21 protein-coding genes are annotated in these 20472 nt (G+C 35.4%); 1 reads left to right on the top strand and 20 read right to left on the bottom strand.

Annotated elements, in window-relative coordinates:
• Positions 1–34 precede the first annotated feature (34 nt).
• From FLB_RS07455 to aspS, 20 genes are all read right to left on the bottom strand, one after another.
• The gene (locus tag FLB_RS07455) at positions 35–1252 is read right to left on the bottom strand and encodes a patatin-like phospholipase family protein (protein ID WP_064715336.1); all 1218 of its coding nucleotides are present in this window, start codon (positions 1250–1252) and stop codon (positions 35–37) included.
• Between the two features lie 61 nt (positions 1253–1313).
• Entirely contained in the window at positions 1314–2300 is a 987-nt protein-coding gene (locus FLB_RS07460; protein WP_064715337.1) for a Gfo/Idh/MocA family protein, read from the bottom strand.
• A gap of 6 nt (positions 2301–2306) precedes the next feature.
• Positions 2307–3014 carry a DsbA family protein gene (locus FLB_RS07465; RefSeq protein ID WP_064715338.1) on the bottom strand — a complete coding sequence of 236 codons (708 nt, stop codon included), beginning with the start codon at positions 3012–3014 and terminating at the stop codon, positions 2307–2309.
• A 304-nt stretch (positions 3015–3318) separates the two neighbouring features.
• Positions 3319–4686: an NADH-quinone oxidoreductase subunit N gene (locus tag FLB_RS07470; protein WP_064715339.1), complete on the bottom strand. Its 1368-nt coding sequence runs from the start codon at positions 4684–4686 to the stop codon at positions 3319–3321.
• A 71-nt stretch (positions 4687–4757) separates the two neighbouring features.
• Positions 4758–5126, bottom strand: a complete 369-nt coding sequence (locus tag FLB_RS07475) for a four helix bundle protein (protein ID WP_064715340.1) — start codon at positions 5124–5126, stop codon at positions 4758–4760.
• A gap of 34 nt (positions 5127–5160) precedes the next feature.
• The gene (locus tag FLB_RS07480; protein WP_064715341.1) at positions 5161–6600 is read right to left on the bottom strand and encodes a NuoM family protein; all 1440 of its coding nucleotides are present in this window, start codon (positions 6598–6600) and stop codon (positions 5161–5163) included.
• 12 nt (positions 6601–6612) lie between these two features.
• A complete protein-coding gene (gene nuoL, locus FLB_RS07485; RefSeq protein WP_064715598.1) occupies positions 6613–8496 on the bottom strand; it encodes an NADH-quinone oxidoreductase subunit L in 1884 nt (627 codons plus the stop codon).
• A gap of 6 nt (positions 8497–8502) precedes the next feature.
• A complete protein-coding gene (gene nuoK / locus FLB_RS07490; protein ID WP_064715342.1) occupies positions 8503–8823 on the bottom strand; it encodes an NADH-quinone oxidoreductase subunit NuoK in 321 nt (106 codons plus the stop codon).
• Position 8824: 1 nt separating this feature from the next.
• Entirely contained in the window at positions 8825–9337 is a 513-nt protein-coding gene (locus FLB_RS07495) for an NADH-quinone oxidoreductase subunit J (RefSeq protein ID WP_064715343.1), read from the bottom strand.
• Positions 9337–9882, bottom strand: a complete 546-nt coding sequence (locus FLB_RS07500) for a NuoI/complex I 23 kDa subunit family protein (RefSeq protein ID WP_064715344.1) — start codon at positions 9880–9882, stop codon at positions 9337–9339. Before FLB_RS07500 ends, FLB_RS07495 begins: the two co-directional genes overlap by 1 nt.
• A 110-nt stretch (positions 9883–9992) precedes the next feature.
• Positions 9993–11045 (bottom strand): NADH-quinone oxidoreductase subunit NuoH, encoded by a 1053-nt coding sequence (nuoH, locus tag FLB_RS07505; protein WP_064715345.1) that lies wholly within the window; start codon positions 11043–11045, stop codon positions 9993–9995.
• Complete coding sequence (locus FLB_RS07510; RefSeq protein ID WP_064715346.1) at positions 11038–12090, bottom strand: 2Fe-2S iron-sulfur cluster-binding protein; 1053 nt, start codon at positions 12088–12090, stop codon at positions 11038–11040. The genes nuoH and FLB_RS07510 overlap by 8 nt, the downstream gene beginning before the upstream one ends.
• 52 nt (positions 12091–12142) lie before the next feature.
• Entirely contained in the window at positions 12143–13510 is a 1368-nt protein-coding gene (nuoF, locus tag FLB_RS07515; protein WP_064715347.1) for an NADH-quinone oxidoreductase subunit NuoF, read from the bottom strand.
• A gap of 1 nt (position 13511) precedes the next feature.
• The gene (gene nuoE / locus FLB_RS07520; RefSeq protein ID WP_064715348.1) at positions 13512–14042 is read right to left on the bottom strand and encodes a complex I 24 kDa subunit family protein; all 531 of its coding nucleotides are present in this window, start codon (positions 14040–14042) and stop codon (positions 13512–13514) included.
• A gap of 79 nt (positions 14043–14121) precedes the next feature.
• The gene (locus FLB_RS07525; RefSeq protein WP_064715349.1) at positions 14122–15360 is read right to left on the bottom strand and encodes an NADH-quinone oxidoreductase subunit D; all 1239 of its coding nucleotides are present in this window, start codon (positions 15358–15360) and stop codon (positions 14122–14124) included.
• 33 nt (positions 15361–15393) lie between these two features.
• The gene (locus FLB_RS07530; protein WP_064715350.1) at positions 15394–15915 is read right to left on the bottom strand and encodes an NADH-quinone oxidoreductase subunit C; all 522 of its coding nucleotides are present in this window, start codon (positions 15913–15915) and stop codon (positions 15394–15396) included.
• Positions 15916–15918: 3 nt separating this feature from the next.
• Positions 15919–16467 (bottom strand): NADH-quinone oxidoreductase subunit B, encoded by a 549-nt coding sequence (locus FLB_RS07535; protein ID WP_064715351.1) that lies wholly within the window; start codon positions 16465–16467, stop codon positions 15919–15921.
• A gap of 35 nt (positions 16468–16502) precedes the next feature.
• The gene (locus FLB_RS07540; RefSeq protein WP_064715352.1) at positions 16503–16868 is read right to left on the bottom strand and encodes an NADH-quinone oxidoreductase subunit A; all 366 of its coding nucleotides are present in this window, start codon (positions 16866–16868) and stop codon (positions 16503–16505) included.
• 233 nt (positions 16869–17101) lie between these two features.
• Complete coding sequence (locus FLB_RS07545; protein ID WP_064715353.1) at positions 17102–17296, bottom strand: cold-shock protein; 195 nt, start codon at positions 17294–17296, stop codon at positions 17102–17104.
• Positions 17297–17408: 112 nt separating this feature from the next.
• Positions 17409–19160 carry an aspartate--tRNA ligase gene (aspS, locus tag FLB_RS07550; RefSeq protein WP_064715354.1) on the bottom strand — a complete coding sequence of 584 codons (1752 nt, stop codon included), beginning with the start codon at positions 19158–19160 and terminating at the stop codon, positions 17409–17411.
• Positions 19161–19313: 153 nt separating this feature from the next.
• Between aspS and FLB_RS07555 the strand changes: the two genes are divergently transcribed.
• Complete coding sequence (locus FLB_RS07555; protein WP_064715355.1) at positions 19314–20318, top strand: TlpA family protein disulfide reductase; 1005 nt, start codon at positions 19314–19316, stop codon at positions 20316–20318.
• The last annotated feature ends 154 nt before the right edge of the window (positions 20319–20472 follow it).

Below are 20472 nucleotides of genomic sequence, written 5' to 3' on the forward strand. Positions count from 1 at the left end.
TTTTGTAGCTGTTGATAAGTTACAACCACTCCTTTTAGGGGTGAAAATTATCCAACCAATTGGGGTCGCTCATTTGTTTTTGAATCCTTTCGATGTCGCCAAATGTAGTCACCAAAGCGTCGTTGTTGTTGCTGTCGACCAAATCTTTCTTATAAGCGCCGCCTTTTTGAATGATGTATTCGGCCATTTGTTGACCAATGACTTGCATCAAATCAAAACGATTAATATCGGCCATATCAATTGAGTTCAAGATGGAATGATCTACATCGTGCAACCATTTTGAAGGATATTTTTTGGGGTCTAATCCGTCGGTATTCGGTATTTTTTTGATAGAGAGAGGGTCTAATGAAATTTGGAATCGGCGAAAATCAATAATTTTATTAATCATCGGAGAGCGTAAGGTGTTTACTTGCATAGCGCTAGAATCTTGACCCATTTGTGTCATCAGCCATTCCAACCAAAATTTAATATCCAAACCTTTAATTTTGAGCGTAGCATCGGGTTGTACAAATTGTCTGGAGATTCCGGTACCAAAACTGAAAATGCATAATTTGGTGATATCATAAGCGGAATCTTCTTCTTTTCCTTTGGGAAAGCTATAGGAAATAGCTTCCATAAATCCAGCAAGTACAGGATTGTTGTAGGTAGTCGTTCCACCATCTACAAAACGTTCAAGTGGATTGAAATAAGTAGGAGCACTCATCGTGGCTTCGAGTACGGCACGGAGTAATACGTCTTTGTAGGTGCCATAAAAGCTACCGTCTTTTTGTTTGAAACAACTAAAAAAAGTTTCTTCTGAAGCGGTCATATCGTGCGCCGTAATCATCAAATCAATATCGGTTTTGGCACAACTTTCGGCTAATGTAGTGTTTTGAATTTCTTTAAAAAGTAACTTTCGGTAATTGCCTTTTAGGTATTTTGGCGGATTTACAAAACGGTCGCCCAAGGGTTTTTTGTCAAATACTTCTTCGATTAGTGTACTGTATTTCTCTTCTATCATCGTAGCGGTATAGCCAGAAGCTATGAGTCCCGAGATGATGCCTCCGGTAGAAGTTCCTGAAACCATATCAAACAATTCAAAACAAGGAATGCCAGCGGTTGCTTCTAATTTTTTAAGCAGTTGAAGGGTTAAAATTCCTCTCATCCCGCCACCATCTAAGCATAAAATGACTCTTTTGTTGGGGTTGATATTGAGTTTTTCAAAAGCCTTTTTTCTAGAGGCCGACATTTTGGATCCGTTTTGTTTTGCCATAATGGTTGATTTGGTTAATAGATAGGATTAGAGCGATATAAAAACACTCAAAAAATATTTTTTATATTTCATTTCCAATAATTTGATCCATGACCCAGTTGGTATGTGTGGCTGTTGTTCCGGTTGATGGATGTTGCGAGTGACCTAACAAGTGATCTCTCATTTGTTGCACGTGATACAATTGAATGTTTTCTGGGTGTGCTATTTCATGTGCTGTTGTGCCTTCTGTTGTTGTGAGTAGAATAGGTTCGTTTTCAAAAACCGAAAAAACAATTTTGCCCTCGCTTCCAAAAATTTCTACTTTGTCTTCCCGTTCTAAGGTGCCAAAATTCCAACAACCACTTCCAGTGATTCCTGATTCGTGCAGCCAACAAGCGGTTGCGGCATCTTTTGCGGTGTATAATCCTTGTTGGTTGAGACTAATTCCCGAAACATTAGTTATGGTTCCAAAATAGTGCACAAACAAATCCAATCCGTGACTGGCCAAATCATCAAAATAGCCTCCTGTAGCAATTTTACTATCGGTTCTCCAATTGTAATCTCCAGAAAGGTCTTGTGCTGAGGTAGGTTTGCTCAAATGCCAATGAAGGTGCCTAATCGTGCCAATTTTATTTGTGTTAATCCATTCTCTTATTTGCTCAAATCTTGGCAAAGTTCGTCTGTAATAGGCAACAAATAGAGGAATGTTTTTAGAGGCAAATGCTTCGGTGATAGTGACACAATCTTTATAGTTGGGTGCCAATGGTTTTTCTATGCAACAGGGTTTTCCGGCTTCGGCTACTTTTAGACCATAATATTTGTGAACATCTGGTGGCGTTGCAATATAAACCGCATCTATTTCAGGGTCGTTGATTAGGGCATCAGCATCGGTGTAGTATTTGGCTATGCCGTGTCTTTTGGCATAATCAGCCGCTTTTTCTTCATCACGACGCATCACGGCTCCGATGGTAAATCCTTCTATTTTTTGATAGGCGGGACTACTTTTGATTTCGGTTACATTACCGCAACCAATGATTCCCCAGCGGATTGTTTTATCTTTTATATCCATTATCTTTTAATTACATCCGTCTATGCCACAACAAGAGTTATCTGCTTCTGTGTTGATGCTGGTATTTTCTACTTCTTCCCAAATTTGTTTCAAGGCATTCAGAAAAGTTTCTGGATATTGCGCTCCAGAAATGGCATATTTATTATTCAAAACAAAAAAGGGAACTCCTTGTACGCCTATAGCTTGTGCTTCTTGTTGGTCTTTTCTAACGGCATCACCGAACTTATCTGAGGAGAGGACTGAGTTGATACTTTCTTCTTCCAATCCAACTTCTTTGCCTAAAGCAGTTAGTACGGCAATGTTGTTGATGTCCAATCCGTCGGTAAGATAGGCTTTGAATAACAACTCTTTTAACGAATCGGCGACTTCTTTTTCTTTGGCCAAATGCAATAAACGATGTGCATTATAGGAATTTGCCATTTTAGCTTTTTCAAAGTGAAAATCCAGACCAGCGTTTTTAGCATTCTGTGTCATATCATCGAGCATTTGTTGTGCCCAATCGGTATCTTTTCTGTATTTTTCTGCTAAATGTTCAACCAAACTATCTTCTTTCGTGGCAACGAAGTTAGCGTCTAATTGAAAACTTTTCCACTCGATAGTTACGGCATTTTTAAATTCGAATTGTGCAATGGCTGATTCTAGTCTTCGTTTTCCGATGTAGCAAAACGGACACATAATATCAGACCAAATTTGTATGTTTATTATTGATGACATTTTATTTTATTTAGTGATACAAAAATAACTGATTTCAAAGCAAAGCTTCGTTTTTAAATCTAGAATCTGCATTAGATTTCGTAGCGAAACTGAATTATTCAATAAAAGCAAGAGCTCACGGACTATTTTTGAAGATGTAATACTTTTGTATTTTGAATTTAAAAATGGGAGTAAGTTCTTGGTTTTGAAGAAGAATTTAGTTGTAGTAGATTTCTAATGCGGAATCTAGGTTAAACTATTTATTATAAAAAAAACCGTCTCAAAAGTACATTGGAGACGGTTGCAATTTATATTGAATTGGGTTTTAAATCAAATCCATTACTAGGGAAGGGAAAAGTCCTAACGCTATGTTCAATAACAATGAAAGAATGGCCACAGCATAAATCAAGAATGGTTTTCCAGTTCTAGTTTCGTTTGGCTCTTTGCTGTACATCGCCAAAATTAATTTGAAGTAATACCCCACACTTATGATAGAGTTGATTACGGCAACAATTACGACAACTAAGTAACCAGCATCAATTGTTTGGTTGAATAAAGCCAATTTAGCGAAGAAACCAGAAAAAATAGGAATTCCTGCCATAGACAATAATGAACCTGTTAAAACAGCTGCCAATAGCGGATTGGTTTTACCTAAACCTTGGAAATTGGTAATGTCTTCGTTGTTTTGGTTTTTGCATACGTAAAATAGCACGCTAAAAGCACCAATACCAGCCAAAGAATAAGCAGTAGCATAGTACAATAAACTTCCAGCAGAAGTTCCTACACTTAACAAAGTCATAATCATAAAACCAGCGTGTGATATACCTGAAAAGGCCAACATACGTTTTACATTGCTTTGTTTTAAAGCCATTATGTTACCTACTGTCATTGAAGCAATAGAAATAATAACAATCACCAATTGGAAGTTATAATTTAAATCGGCATTCAAAGCCGTTAGTAATTTGAAAAATGTAGCCATTGCCACAACTTTTGCCAACGTACTCATCGTCGCGGTAGTCATTGATGGAGAACCTTCATAAACATCTGGTGCCCAAAAATGGAATGGTACAGCTGCAATTTTAAATAACATACCAATGCTCAATAAAATGATACCAATTGGGAACCATATAGGTAATTCAGCAGATTGAGACATTTGACTTATTTCTGAAACATCAAAGCTTCCCATAGCGCCGTAAACAAGGCAAATACCAAAAAGAATAATTCCAGAAGCAAAAGAACCCATCAAAAAGTATTTCATACCAGCTTCATTACTTTTCAAGTTCATACGATTACTTGCAGCAAGAATGTATAATGAAATAGATAAAACTTCAATGCCTAAGAAGAACATAGCTAAGTTTCCAAAAGAAACCATAGCAACAGCCCCTGATAATAAGAATATTTTTATGGCAATAAAATCAGATAATTTTGACTGATGATTTTCGTAAAAATTATGGCTTAATGCCACTAGAAATATGGTAAGCACAATAAATAAACTCGAAAAAGTAACAGAGAAATTATTGACCGAAATCATATTGTTGTAATAAGAAGCAGGTGCATTGTAATCGGCAACGGTTAAGCCAAGTACACCTAATAATCCAATGATGGTTACAGGAATAATTGCTTTTCTGAAATCAAGAATTTCAAATAAAAGGCATAAAACACCTAATCCTATTATAGCTATTAATGTATTCATTTTTGATTTTTTGATTCAGGATTTTTGATTTAGGATTTAAATGTAACACTTAATTCACCATCTCAAAAGCCCTATTTTTTACTGTTATTTTTTTCTTTTATTGTTTTTATGGCAGCTGAAAAAATTGATACTAATTCATTTGCTTCTTTTATTAGTGAATCTAATACTGTTTTATCACAAGGTACTTCTAAACCCTTTATAAATTCTAACCAAAACAAACTTTCATCTGCTTCTTCATCTACAATTTTTAGTTTGTTTAAAAAATCAGCATCTGATTTTCCTCTACAAACAGCTCTATAATTTGCTGCAACTGATGATGATGATTTAAAAAGTTGAAAAGAGACTACATCATTTGCTTTTGTTTTCTCAAGAGTCATTAAAAATTTAAAAACATCCAAAGCAAATTGTTTGGTTCTATTTTTAAGTTCCTCTTTTGTCATTTTTAAAAAATCCTAATTCCTAATTATTAAATTCCTAAATCTTATTGATTTGATTTAAAATTTCTTCTAGACTTGGTGTGATTAAGTCTGTAATTGGTTTTGGATACAATCCAAAAAAGAACAGTACAGCAACTATACTTAGTAACGTTATGGTTTCGCTTAATGAAAGAGGATAAAACGTTTTGGTATTTGTTTCACCAAGCATAACATATTGGAACATTTTAAGCATATAATAAGCTCCAAAAATAATGGTTGTACCACCCAAGATGGCAAACCAAATGTTGATTTGAGATAAGCTATACAAAACTGTAAATTCCCCAACAAAGTTGAAAGTAGTTGGTAAAGCAACAGAGGCCAAAACTAAAATTAAAAACAAAGAGGTAAATTTTGGTGCTAATGCACGAATGCCTCCCATTTCTGAAATGGCTCTTGTTTCATATCTTCTGTAAATGATTTCAGTAGCAAAGAAAAGACCTACCACTACAAATCCGTGAGCAATCATTTGCAAAACAGCACCTCTAAATCCATCGATGGTTAAAGTGTAAGCTCCAGCAGCGATTAACCCAACGTGAGCTAAGGAAGAATAAGCCAATAATTTTTTTAAATCCTTTTGTCTTAGCGCTACAATTGAGCCATAAACAACACCAGCAATACCGATAGCGATAAAAATTGGCATATATTCTTTAGCTGCAATTCTAGATAGAGGCAATTGCCAACGCAGAACGCTGTATAATCCCATTTTTAGCATAATACCTGAAAGTAACATGGTACCAACAGTTGGTGCTTTTTGGTACACATTAGCTTGCCAAGTATGAAAAGGAATTAATGGTATTTTGATAGCATAAGCTCCGAAGAAAGCTAGGAAAATCCATTTTTGTTCAGAAGCAGTTAAGTTTAATTTATATAAATCTTCTAGTAAAAAGCTTCCCGCTTGTTGGTACATATAAACAAAGGCAACCAACATAAACAAGGAACCTGCAAGGGTATAGATAAAGAATTTAACTACTGCTTTTTTGCGTTCCTCAGCATCACCATTACCCCATACTAAAGCAATAAAGTAAATAGGTAATAAAGCTAATTCCCAAAAGATGTAGTACAATAGTCCGTCTGAAGCTAAAAACGTACCTACCATTGCAAAAGCCATAAACAAAACTAAGGCATAAAATGACTTGGCATTTTTTAGGTCATTTCCAAAAGAAGAATAAATAATTATAGGAGTTAATGCTGTAGTTAATAATAGCATTGCTAATGATAATCCATCTGCCTTTAGAGCAAAAACCACTTTAGGTTGATTAATCCAGTTCGCTATTAAACTAATGTTTTCACCTGCATTATACTGATTCAAAAGCACAATAGAGGCTCCAAATGTACCTAGTCCAAACAACAAGGCTACCTTTGAAGCGAGTTTGTCACCAGCCAAATAAGTGACTAAAGCGCCAATTAAAAGTAATAGTAATATAAGAGATACGTTCATAGTATGTGTGTATTATTGTGCTAAAAATAAAAAGGAAATAATCGCGCAAAGCCCCAAAACAAAAGCGAAAAGATATAAACCTACACTTCCATTTTGTACTTTTCTTCCATAAAATCCTAATTCGTTAGTTACTTTTCCAAGACCAAAAACAAAGCTAGAGATACCTGTTTCAACATAATCTCTAAAGAAGTGAGACAAAGCATTAGTTGTTTTTACAAAAAGCGTATCATACAACTCATCAACATAATATTTGTTGTATACGACTTTTGTAAATCCAGTGATTTCAGCATCCGCTGGCGGTACTGTATCATTTTTGATGTATTTGAAGTAAGCAATTGCAATACCTACAATTCCTCCAATCACTGCAATAGCCATTAATGCATATTCTGTTGTACCTAAATGATGTTCAGCAGTTGCTAATTTAGGTAGTATCGGAATTAAATAATGGTTCAACCAGCTATTTCCAGGTAAGCTTATCAATCCACCAAAAGTGGCCAAAATGGCTAAAATAATCAAAGGCACAGTAATCAAGGCTGGACTTTCGTGTAAGTGATGTTTTTGTTCTTCGGTTCCTCTAAACTCCTTGAAGAAAGTTAAGAAAAGCAAACGGAACATATAAAAAGCAGTCATAATAGACGCCACAGAACCAATTACCCATAAAGGAATGTTGTGGTGAAAAGCAGTTAACAAAATCTCATCTTTAGAGAAAAATCCTGAAAACAAAGGAACACCTGAAATTGCTAGAGAAGACACCAACATAGTGATGAAAGTTACTGGCATAACTTTACGTAAACCACCCATATTGCGCATGTCTTGTTCCCCGTGTAAAGCATGAATTACAGAACCAGAACCTAAGAACAAACAAGCTTTGAAAAAAGCATGAGTGATAACATGGAAAACGGCTACTTCATAAGCACCTAATCCCAAAGCCAAGAACATTAATCCCAATTGAGAAACGGTAGAATACGCCAATACTTTTTTGATATCATTTTGTGCTAATCCAATAGTTGCTGCTACAAGAGAAGTTATAGCACCCACAATTGCAATGATGTTTTGAACGTCTGGAGCTAAATCAAAGATAAAATTCAAACGAGTAATCATAAAGATACCCGCAGTTACCATTGTTGCAGCGTGAATCAAAGCTGAAACTGGTGTTGGTCCAGCCATCGCATCAGGTAACCAAGTGTACAACGGAATTTGTGCCGATTTACCACAAGCTCCAATAAATAGAGCAAAAGCAGCTACTGCAACAGCGTATAAGTTAAGTTCTGAAGCACCAGAAATAATAGTTTTTAAAGAAGTGTAATCTAAAGTATTGAATTGTCTTCCTAAAATAAAGATTCCAATCAATAACCCTAAGTCACCAATTCTGTTCATAATGAAAGCTTTTTTGGCAGCATCATTGTAGTCTTGATTTTTATACCAAAAACCAATAAGTAAGTAGGAGCAAAGTCCAACGCCTTCCCATCCGATGAATAAAACCAATAAGTTACTTCCAATAACAAGAGTAATCATGAAAAACACAAACAGATTCAAATAGGCAAAAAACTTGTGCATATTTTCATCATCGTGCATATAACTAATAGAATATAAATGTATCAACGAACCAATACCTGTTACAAAAAGCAACCATAATACTGAAAGTTGGTCAATTAAAAAACCTAAATCAATTTTAAATGTTCCTATCTGAATCCAATCAAATAATGAAATTTGTATTGCTTCTTTTGAAGCTGAGAGACCGCCAAAAAAGTAGCAAGCTCCAATGAAAGACACAAATACTGAAAGTGTTCCAAGAGCTCCCGAAACTGTTTTTCCTAAATTTTTTCCAAAAAACACATTGATTAAAAAGCCTACTAAAGGAGCTAGAACTAAGACTAATGCTATGTTGGTATTCATTTCCATTTATCCTTTTAAGTTTTTTAAATTATCGATACTAATCGACCCTAGATTTCTAAAAATAGAAACTAAAATCGCAAGTCCAACAGCTACTTCTGCTGCCGCTACCGCCATTGAGAAAAACACAAAAACTTGTCCTTGCGCATCTTGGTGATATGTGGAGAAAGCTACAAAAAGTAAATTCACGGCATTCAACATAATCTCAATCGACATGAAAACAATGATGGCATTTCGTCTGTATAAAACTCCAAAGATGCCGATACAAAAAAGTATGACACTCAAAAAGATGTAGTTTTCGATACCAATCTGGTTTAAAATATTATTCATCTTACTTTTCTAATTTTTCTTTTTTAGACAATAGAACCGTTCCTATCATAGCTGTCAATAATAAAATAGAGGCGAATTCAAACGGAACCATATATTCGTTTAATAGAATTTTACCCAAAACATTGATGGATTGGTAATCTTCACCAGTAGCTACATATTCTCCAACGATTGGTTTTGAATTGGTAAAAATGGCAATCAATACCAAGCATACTAAACAAAACGAAACAATTGCACCTAAACGTGTAATTCTTGGTTTATGTACTTCATCTTCCTTATTCAAATTCATTAACATGATTGTAAATAAGAACAAAATCATTATCGCACCAGAGTAAACAATGATATGAACTATGGCTAAAAATTGAGCATTCAATAATAAATAATGACCTGCAATCGAGAAGAAACAAATCACTAAGTAAATAGCACTATGTATTGGATTACGGCTAAAAACCGTTAGAAAGGCACTGGCCAATGTAATAAAGCCTAACAGGCAAAAAACGAGGAGTACTGTAGACATTAGTTAGCGTTTTGAAGTTGAGTATTTTTAATCGCCATTTCTAAAGGCATTACCAATTTATCTTTTCCAAAAATAAAGTCTTCTCTATCGTAATTAGCAGGAACTAACTCTTTTGAAATAGTTAAATAAATAGCATCTTTAGGACAAGCCTCTTCGCACAAACCACAGAAAATACAACGCAACATATTGATTTCGTAGATTTCGGCATATTTTTCTTCGCGATACAAGTGTTTTTCATCTGCCTTACGCTCTGCTGCTTTCATCGTAATGGCTTCAGCAGGACATGATAACGCACATAATCCACACGCAGTACAGTTTTCTCTGCCTTGTTCATCTCTTTTCAACATGTGCTGTCCTCTGTAAACTGGACTCATAGTACGCACTTGCTCTGGGTAATGAATTGTGGCTTTCTTTTTAAAGAAGTGTTGGATTGTAATGATTAAACCCTTTACAATCGCCACAAGATACATACGCTCCAAAAAGGTCATCTCCTTATTGGAAACCATCTTTTTTCTACCCGATAATGATATAGTTTCTATTGACATTTTTTCTTTTTATTTAAAGCTAATCCTGCTATCCGCTATATCTTTTGTTTTTTAAAGAAAAAAACAAAAGGATGCCGCTACTATCAGGGCTAGGGCTCTTCGTAATTAAATTAGAATCCTAAATAAGCAGCAATATCTGCTCTCAAAATAACAATTCCAGTTATGATAATATTGATAATCGAAAGTGGAATCAAAATTCTCCAACCTAAGTGCATCAATTGGTCGTATCTAAATCTAGGGATTGTCCATCTTACCCACATGTAGAAAAAGATGAATCCGAATATTTTTGCAAATAAAACAACTATTCCGATAATATTACCAATATTCACGCCCCAGTTTTCAACAGCATACGCCATTCCTGGATAATTGTAGCCACCAAAGAACAAAATAGACAATATAGTCGATGAGATAAACATATTAGCATATTCAGCAAACAAGTAGAATCCCATTTTCATAGATGAATATTCCGTATGGTAACCACCAATCAATTCACTTTCACATTCTGGTAAGTCAAATGGTGTACGGTTACTTTCTGCAAAAGCACAAATCAAAAAGATTAAGAACGATAAGGGTTGATAAAATACATTCCAATTCATTCCTGCTTGTTGAGCCGAAATTTCTCTTAAACTCAAAGTTCCTGTCATCATCAATAAAGCAATCATGGATAATCCCATAGCCACCTCGTATGATACCATTTGAGAAGCCGCACGAACAGCACCCATCAATGAGAATTTATTATTAGAAGCCCATCCACCAATCATGATTCCGTATACCCCAATTGAAACTACTCCAAAAAAGTATAAAAGGCCAATATTAATATCAGTAGCTTGTAGTAAAATGTCTTTTCCAAAAAGATGCAAACGGTCGCCCCAAGGAATAACAGCACTTGTCATTAAAGCAGTTCCCATGGCAATACCAGGACCTACAAAAAACAAAAAGCGGTTTGGCGTATTAGGCTCAAATTCTTCTTTAGCAAAAAGTTTCAAACCATCTGCCAAAGGTTGAAATAAACCACCCCATCCAGCTCTGTTTGGACCTACACGGTCTTGTAAAAATGCTGCAACTTTACGTTCTGCCCATGTAGAATACATAGCCACAAGCATAGTAATTGCAAATACAACTACGATTACAACACTTTTTTCTATTATAAAAGTACTATCCATTTTTGTTCGAATCTATTAAGTTGCCATCAATTTTTTCATTGTAATCAATCTCAGCCATACTGATTTTTTTACGGTCTTGAGCTCTACCTAACAAGATATTTTCTTCTGTATTGATGATTACTTTTTCTGTTTTGGTGTAATTGTTTTGGTTGATAACAGAATCTTTTTCAAAAACTCTTGGTCCTTCAATTACCCAATCATTTACATCTTTCTTATCAAAACGACAAGTGTTACAAATGAACTCTTCTACTTCGTGGTATATATCTTTTCTTCCTGTCACACGTTGAATTTCTCCACCAAACATCCAAACGGTTGTTTTTCCACAACATCCAGGAGTTGTACATTCTCTATGTGCATTATAAGGTTTATTAAACCAAACTCTCGATTTGAAACGGAAGGTTTTGTCAGTTAACGCTCCAACAGGGCACACATCAATCATGTTTCCTGAGAATTCATTGTCAATCGCTTTAGAAATACAAGTAGAGATATTAGCATGGTCTCCTCTGTCTAATACACCGTGTACGCGATTGTCTGTTAGTTGGTCGGCAACTTGTACACATCTTTGGCACAAAATGCAACGATTCATATGTAGTTGAATATTTGGACCAATATTTTCAGGTTCAAATGTTCTTTTTTCTTCAATATAACGAGTTTGAGATTTTCCGTGTTCAAAGCTTAAGTTCTGTAAATCACATTCTCCTGCTTGGTCACATATTGGGCAATCTAATGGGTGGTTGATGAGTAAAAACTCCGTTACCGCTTTTCTTGCTTCTGTAACTCTTTCAGAAGATTTGCTGTTTACTTCCATTCCGTCCATACAGCCTGTTACACAAGAGGCCATTAATTTTGGCATTGGCCTTGGGTCAGCTTCACTTCCTTTGGATACTTCAACTAAACAACAACGGCATTTACCACCGCTCCCTTTTAATTTCGAATAATAACACATCGCTGGCGGAACTACATCTCCACCAATCATACGAGCGGCTTGAAGGATCGTTGTTCCTGGTTCTACTTCTATGGACTGACCGTCTATTGTTACTTTCATTTTTTTTGGTCTTAATGTCAAAAAAATACTTTTTTGATTTTTTAACTTTTAACTATAAGGTTACTTTACCAACTAAGTGCTTAACCTGTTCGAATGGTTCGGCAACAAAATGATCTCTGTTTTTTATTTTTTCTGGGAAACGAATATGGTATTCAAATTCGTCTCTAAAATGACGAATAGCCGCAGCTACAGGCCAAGAAGCAGCATCACCTAATGGACAAATAGTATTTCCTTCGATTTTGCTCTGAATACTCAACAACAAATCAATGTCTTCTTCGCGTCCGTGCCCGTTTTCGATACGGTGCAATACTTTTTCTAACCAACCAGTTCCTTCACGGCAAGGTGTACATTGTCCACAACTTTCATGGTGATAGAAACGAGAGAAATTCCAAGTATTTCTAACAATACAACTAGTGTCATTATACACGATGAATCCACCAGAACCTAACATAGATCCTGTAGCAAAACCACCATCACTCAATGACTCATAAGTCATCAATCGGTCTTCACCTGCAGCGGTTTTGTAAATTAAGTTAGCTGGCAAAATTGGCACAGAACTTCCTCCTGGCACAAATGCTTTCAAAGGACGGTCAGAACTCATTCCTCCTAAATACTCATCAGAATTCATGAATTCGTATACGCTTAATCCTAGTTCGATTTCGTAAACCCCAGGATTTTTGATATGTCCAGAAGCGGAGATTAATTTGGTTCCTGTAGATCTTCCAATACCTATTTTGGCATAATCAGCACCAGAATTGTTAATAATCCACGGCACGGCTGAAATAGTTTCCACATTGTTCACAACGGTTGGATTAGCCCAAAGACCAGAAACCGCAGGGAAAGGTGGTTTGATACGTGGATTACCACGTTTTCCTTCTAAAGATTCTATAAGTGCTGTTTCTTCACCACAGATATAGGCTCCACCACCAATTTGTACATACAGGTCTAAATCATAGCCTGTTCCTAGTATATTTTTACCCAACCATCCAGCAGCTTTAGCTTCAGCAATGGCGCGTTCTAAGATTTTGTAAACCCACATGTATTCACCACGAATGTAGATGTAGGATAAATTAGCGCCTAGTGCATAACTAGAGGTAATCATTCCTTCAATTAATAAGTGAGGAATATATTCCATCAAGAAACGATCTTTGAAGGTTCCTGGCTCAGATTCGTCTGCATTACAAACTAAATGGCGTGGTTTTCCTGATTTTTTATCAATAAAACTCCACTTCATACCCGCTGGGAATCCTGCTCCACCACGACCTCTTAAACCAGACGTTTTTACTTCCTCTACAACTTCATCAGGAGTTAAGGTTTTTAAAGCTTTTTCAACAGAAGTATAGCCACCATTTGCACGATAGACTTCGTAGGTTTTTATTCCTGGAATATTGATTTTGTCTAATAATATTTTTTGTGACATCTTATTTATCGTGTAATATTATTTTATTATCTCGGCAATCCGTAATGATTTGATCGATTTTCTCTTCAGTCAAATGTTCTTTGTAGAAATCACCTAACTGCATCATTGGCGCATATCCACAAGCTCCTAAGCATTCCACTCCTCTTACTTCGAACAAGCCATCTGCTGTAGGTTCTCCTACTTTAACTCCAAGTTTCTCACAAGTGTAGTCCATTAAATTTTCTATACCATTCAAGCAACAAGGCGAAGTTTGGCAAAATTCGAACATGTATTTTCCAATTGGTCTTTGGTTGAACATGGTGTAAAAAGAAACCACTTCATAGACTTCAATTGGTTTAATCGACAGAATTTCTGCAACTTTATCCATCAAAGCCACGCTTAACCAATTGTCATGTGCATCTTGAACTTCGTGTAAAACAGGTAGTAATGCCGATTTTTGTTTGCCTTCAGGATAATGGCTGATCAATTCATTGATGCGTTCCATCAAGGCTTCGGTCATGTTTATTGCTTGTTCGTACTGTTTTCTTTCCATTTTTAATTTTAGATATTAAATTTTAAATTTTAGATATTTCAATCTTTAATCTAAAATCTGCATTCTGCAATCTTACTTTTTATGCGTCTAATTCTCCGGCGATTACATTTAAACTTGATAATATTACAATCGCGTCTGATAACATCGAGCCTTTGATCATTTCTGGATAGGCTTGATAATAAATGAAACAAGGTCTGCGGAAATGCAAACGATAAGGTGTTCTACTACCGTCTGAAACTAAATAAAATCCAATTTCACCATTAGCGCCTTCCACTGGGTGGTAGACTTCTCCAACAGGTACTGGCACTTCACCCATAACAATCTTGAAATGATAAATTAAAGATTCCATTGTGGTGTATACATCTTCTTTTGGAGGCAAGTAGTATTCAGGAACATCAGCGTGGTATTCATTACCAGCTGGCATTTTAGCTAAGGCTTGTTTGATGATGCTTAAACTTTCCCAAACTTCGGCATTACGTACACAAAAACGGTCATACGTATCACCTGATTTTCCTACGGGTACAATAAAGTCAAAGTCTTCGTAAGAAGAATAAGGTTGTGCCACACGAACATCATAATCTACACCTGCAGCACGTAAATTTGGACCAGTAAATCCATAAGCTAAAGCATTTTCGGCAGTAATAGCGCCTACATTTACGGTTCTATCAATAAAGATTCTGTTTCTTTCGAATAAGTTTTCAAATTCTTTCCAAGCAACTGGAAATTCTTCTAAGAAGACATCTAATTTACGGAAAGCTTCTGGTGACCAATCTCTTTCGAAACCGCCAATTCTTCCCATATTGGTAGTTAAACGTGCACCACAAATTTCTTCGTAGATTTCGTATATTTTTTCACGGAATTGAAATACATACAAGAAACCTGTATAGGCTCCGGTGTCAACTCCTAAAATCGAGTTACAAATTAAGTGGTCGGCAATACGTGCCAATTCCATTACAATAACTCTTAAGTATTGTGCTCTTTTGGGTACTTCAACGCCTAATAATTTTTCTAATGTCATCCACCATCCTAAATTGTTGATAGGTGATGAGCAATAGTTCATACGGTCTGTAAGTGGCGTAATTTGATAAAACGGACGATTTTCGGCTATTTTTTCGAATGCTCTATGGATGTATCCGATGGTAGGTTCAGCTTCTAATATTTTTTCTCCATCCATCAATAAGATGTTTTGAAAAATACCGTGAGTAGCTGGGTGGGTAGGGCCTAAATTCAGAATCGAAAGTTCACTTCCGTCTTCATTATGACGCTCTTTGATTATTTTAGCATAGCGATGCTCTGGTGGTAATAATAGTTCTGACATTTATCTAATGTGAAAAATTATAAGTTCTTTTTTTTAGCAATTCGAAGGTGTTCTTCCAAAGAATCGGTCATCTTTATCTGTTCTTCCGCTGTCTTCCATTGGGAATTCTTTTCGCATAGGAAAAGAAATCATTTCATCCATGTTCAAAATTCGTTTCAATTGAGGGTGACCAATGAAGTTGATTCCAAAGAAATCATAGGTTTCACGTTCCATCCAATTGGCACAAAGAAATATGTTAGCGATTGATTTTACTTCTGGTTGTGCACCGTTCAAAAAAGTTTTGATTCGGATACGTTTGTTTTCATACCAATTGTGCATATGATAAACTACAGCAAATTGTCTTTCTTCTTCATTGTCTGGATAATGAACTCCGCATAAATCGGTTAAGAAGTGAAAACGTAATTGTGGGTCATTTTTTAAGAAAAGAATCACAGCAGTGATTACATCAGCGGAAACTTCAAATGAAAAAATGTCTCTATCTTGATTGAATTGAAAAACAGCAGTGCCAAAATTGGCTACTAATTTTTCTTGTATTTCGGTTGTTTCTATTGCCATCTTTTATTTGATATTATAAGAAGCTAATAATTCTTGATATTCTGGTGAACTTCGTCTTCTAACCGATTCGTTTTTTACAAGTTCTTGTAATTGCATTACGCCATCAACAATTTGTTCTGGTCTTGGAGGACATCCTGGAACGTAAACATCAACAGGTATTATTTTGTCAATTCCTTGAAGTACAGAGTAGGTGTCAAAGATTCCGCCAGAAGAGGCGCAAGCGCCAACCGCAATAACCCATCTTGGTTCAGACATTTGTTCGTATACTTGACGTAAAATTGGACCCATTTTTTTTGAAATAGTTCCCATAACCATCAACATATCTGCTTGTCTTGGAGAGAAACTTACTCTTTCAGAACCAAAACGTGCTAAGTCGTAATGAGAAGCCATGGTTGCCATAAATTCGATACCGCAGCAAGAAGTGGCAAAAGGTAATGGCCATAAAGAATTGGCTCTTGCTAGTCCTACAACATCGTTTAGTTTAGTTGCAAAAAAACCTTCACCAACAACTCCTTCTGGAGGAGCAACCATATTTGTGTTAGAATCTGTCATAATTGATATAGTGTTCAATTTCTATTGTCTGTAATTTATTCCCACTCAAGGGCTTTTTTCTTGATTATATAGAAAAAACCAACTAGTAACAAAAGCATAAAAATAATCATTTTTATCATACCTTCGATACCTAACTCCCTGAAATTGATTGCCCAAGGATATAAAAAGATTACCTCAACATCAAACAAAACGAAAAGGATGGCTACTAAAAAGTATTTTACAGAAAAAGGAATTCTTGCATTACCCACAGATTCAATACCACACTCGAAGTTTTTGTCCTTGTTGGCAGAATTTCTTTTTGGTCCTAATTTACCAGAAATAATGATGATTGCAGTTACAAATCCTACGGCTAGAAGTAATTGCATAAGGATCGGAACGAAGTTGATTTGTTCGGTTTGCATAGTTGTTTTTTTTCTTGCTTAAACAAGCCACAAAGATAGGTTGCAAGGAATTAAAACACAAGTGAAATGCTTTTTTTCAGTTATAAAGGTTTGTTAATGTGTTCTAATTTTTAATGGTTATAAATAAAAAAAATGATTTTTTAAATTTTTTTGAAATAGAACAAAAAAAAGCGCTTCGAAATAAATCGAAACGCTTTACTTTTTTGCAAAAAAATACTGTGATATTTTTAAGCTTAAATTACTGTTACCATAGCGGCAACTTTACCTTTTCTTCCTTCTTCTTCTTCATAACTTACTCGGTCTCCTTCGCGTAATTCTTCCGCTTTGATTCCTGATGCATGAACAAAAATGTCTTTTCCTGTTTCTTCGTCTGTGATGAATCCGTAACCTTTAGATTCATTGAAAAATTTAACTGTACCTGTACGCATTGTAATAATAATAATAATTTATAATGCGACAAATGTAATCTTTAATATAATACAAAAATGATAACCGTCATATTTTTTTTTCAAAAATATTGATATACAGTCTATTCAGCTATTATTTTGAATTTAATTGAATGTGTAATTCGTTTAATTGAGAATCATCAATTGTCGATGGCGCGTCGATCATTACGTCTCTACCAGAATTGTTTTTTGGGAAAGCAATAAAATCGCGAATAGTTTCTTGTCCTCCCAAAATAGCTACCAATCGATCCAATCCAAAGGCCAAACCACCGTGAGGAGGAGCTCCAAATTGAAACGCATCCATTAAGAATCCAAACTGTGCCTTGGCTTCTTCTTCAGTGAAACCTAAGTACTTAAACATTAATTGTTGTGTGGCTTTATCGTGAATACGGATAGATCCTCCACCAATTTCATTTCCATTCAAAACCATATCGTAAGCATTGGCTCTTACTTTTCCTGGATTGGTTTCAAGCAAATGTAAGTCTTCTGGTTTTGGCGAGGTAAATGGGTGATGCATGGCGTGATAACGTCCGCTTTCTTCATCAAATTCTAATAAGGGGAAATCAACTACCCATAGTGGTGCAAATTCTGCTGGATTTCTTAATCCTAAGCGTGTAGCTAATTCCATTCGTAATGCTGAAAGTTGTGCTCTTGTTTTATCGGCAGGACCAGAAAGGACAAAAATCATATCACCAGCTTTAGCACCCGTAGTTTTTGCCCAATTGCTTAAATCGTCTTGATCGTAGAATTTATCTACCGATGATTTGTAAGTCCCGTCTTCGTTACATTTTACATAGACCATTCCGCTTGCGCCAACTTGAGGACGTTTTGCCCAATCAATTAAAGCGTCAATTTCTTTACGAGTATAGTTTCCTGCACCTGGAACAGCAATACCTACTACTAATTCTGCCGAATTGAAAACAGGGAATTCTTTGTGTTGTGCAAAAGCATTCAATTCGCCAAACTCCATTCCAAAACGAATGTCTGGTTTGTCGTTTCCGTAGGTTTTCATGGCATGTTCGTATGTCATTCTTGGGAATTTCTCAACTTCGATGCCTTTTAATTCTTTTAGTAAATGACGTGTAAGTCCTTCAAATACATTTAAAATGTCTTCTTGTTCTACAAATGCCATTTCACAATCGATTTGTGTAAACTCAGGCTGTCTGTCGGCACGCAAATCTTCGTCACGGAAACATTTTACAATCTGAAAATATTTATCCATTCCACCTACCATCAATAATTGCTTGAAGGTTTGTGGAGATTGAGGTAAAGCATAAAATTGTCCTTCATTCATTCGAGAAGGAACTACGAAATCTCTTGCGCCTTCTGGAGTAGATTTGATTAAATATGGAGTTTCTACTTCGCAAAAATCTAAATCTGAAAGGTATTTGCGTACTTCCATCGCTACTTTGTGACGGAAAAGTAAACTGTTTTTTACTGGATTTCTTCGAATGTCTAAGTAACGGTATTTCATTCGAATGTCTTCGCCACCATCCGTTTCATCTTCAATAGTAAATGGAGGGGTTAAAGCTGCATTCAGAATAGTTAATTCTGTTACTAAAATTTCGATGTCACCTGTTGGGATATTCTTGTTTTTGGCTTCACGTTCAATTACAGTTCCTTTGACCTGAATTACAAATTCTCTTCCTAAGGTTTTGGCTAATTCAAAAACAGATTTTTCGGTACGACTTTCGTCAAAAATTAATTGTGTAATTCCATAACGGTCTCTTAGGTCCACCCAATTCATGAATCCTTTATCACGAGATTTTTGAACCCATCCCGCTAGCGTTACTTCTTGATTACTATGTGAGGCGTTCAATTCGCCACAATTATGACTTCTATACATGTTCCAAATTTTAGACTGCAAAAGTAAACACAAAAATTAAATTAACGCCAAAACTTTGCAACATCCTTTTCATTTTTAAAAATATGTTAATTTTTTATTTTACTTGTTTTTTTACTCCTATGTTTGGTATGCATTAACACAAAAAATAACTTTATGAAAAAACTATGTATTGTGGCTCTTTTGGCTTTGGGAATACACGGAAGTCAGGCACAAAAAAAAGAAGCTTTTACCCTTCAAGCCGAAATTGCAAATCGAAACAGTGATACGATTCGAATTTTAAATAGAAACAACGGAAAAGAACTTTTAAAAATTGGGGTTGATAAGAAAGGCCTTTTCAAAGGAAGTGCTCCAGTTGAAAAAGGTTTCTATATGTTATTTGATGGCAAAGAATACACACAATTGTATTTGAAGAATAATTTCAACTTGAAATTAAAAATGGATGCCAAACAATTTGATGAATCCATTGTCTACACCGGAGTGGGAGCAGTTGAAAATAATTTCTTGGCGCAAAATACTGTTACAGAATCTAAATTTGATTACAATGCTCTTTTAGCAGCCAACGAAGTTGATTTTGCAAAACGTATCGAAGAGAAAAAAGCGGCTGATTTGGCTAGTTTAGAAGGTAAAAAATTAGATCCCGAGTTTGTTGCGTTACAAAAGCAAAGTATCGATATGAATTTGGCTTCTTTAAAACAATACCATCAGCAAATAGTTGAGAGTAATAAACTGAATGGTTCACCTTCTCCAACTTTTGAATATGACAATTATAAAGGTGGAAAAACGAAGCTGGAAGACTTTAGAGGTAAATATGTTTATATTGATGTTTGGGCAACTTGGTGTGGTCCTTGTCGTCAAGAAATACCCTTTTTGAAAAAAGCAGAGGAAAAATACCATGACAAGAATATCGTTTTTGTTAGTATTTCTATTGATAAAGTAAAAGATTTAGAAAAATGGAAAACGATGGTCAAAGAAAAAGAGCTAGGAGGCGTTCAAGTTTTTGCAGACAATGATTGGAATTCTAAGTTTGTGCAAGACTATAAAATTACGGGTATTCCAAGGTTTATTTTGGTGGATCCAAATGGAAATATTGTAAAAGCTGATGCGCCGCGACCATCTTCTGAGGAGTTAACCGCATTATTGGATACAATTTTAAAATAGTTTTTGGATAGTAAAAAACAATAAAATCAGGCATTTATGTCTGATTTTTTTTATATTTTAAATTTCCAATGTTAAGCTTTTGTCTAATGTTATGAAATTGTTACCAAAAAGTTTTTTTAATGTAAAGTATTTTATACTTTTGAGAAAGTAAAAT

This window comes from Flavobacterium succinicans, assembly GCF_001662485.1.
GTDB classification, from domain to species: Bacteria; Bacteroidota; Bacteroidia; order Flavobacteriales; family Flavobacteriaceae; genus Flavobacterium; species Flavobacterium succinicans_A.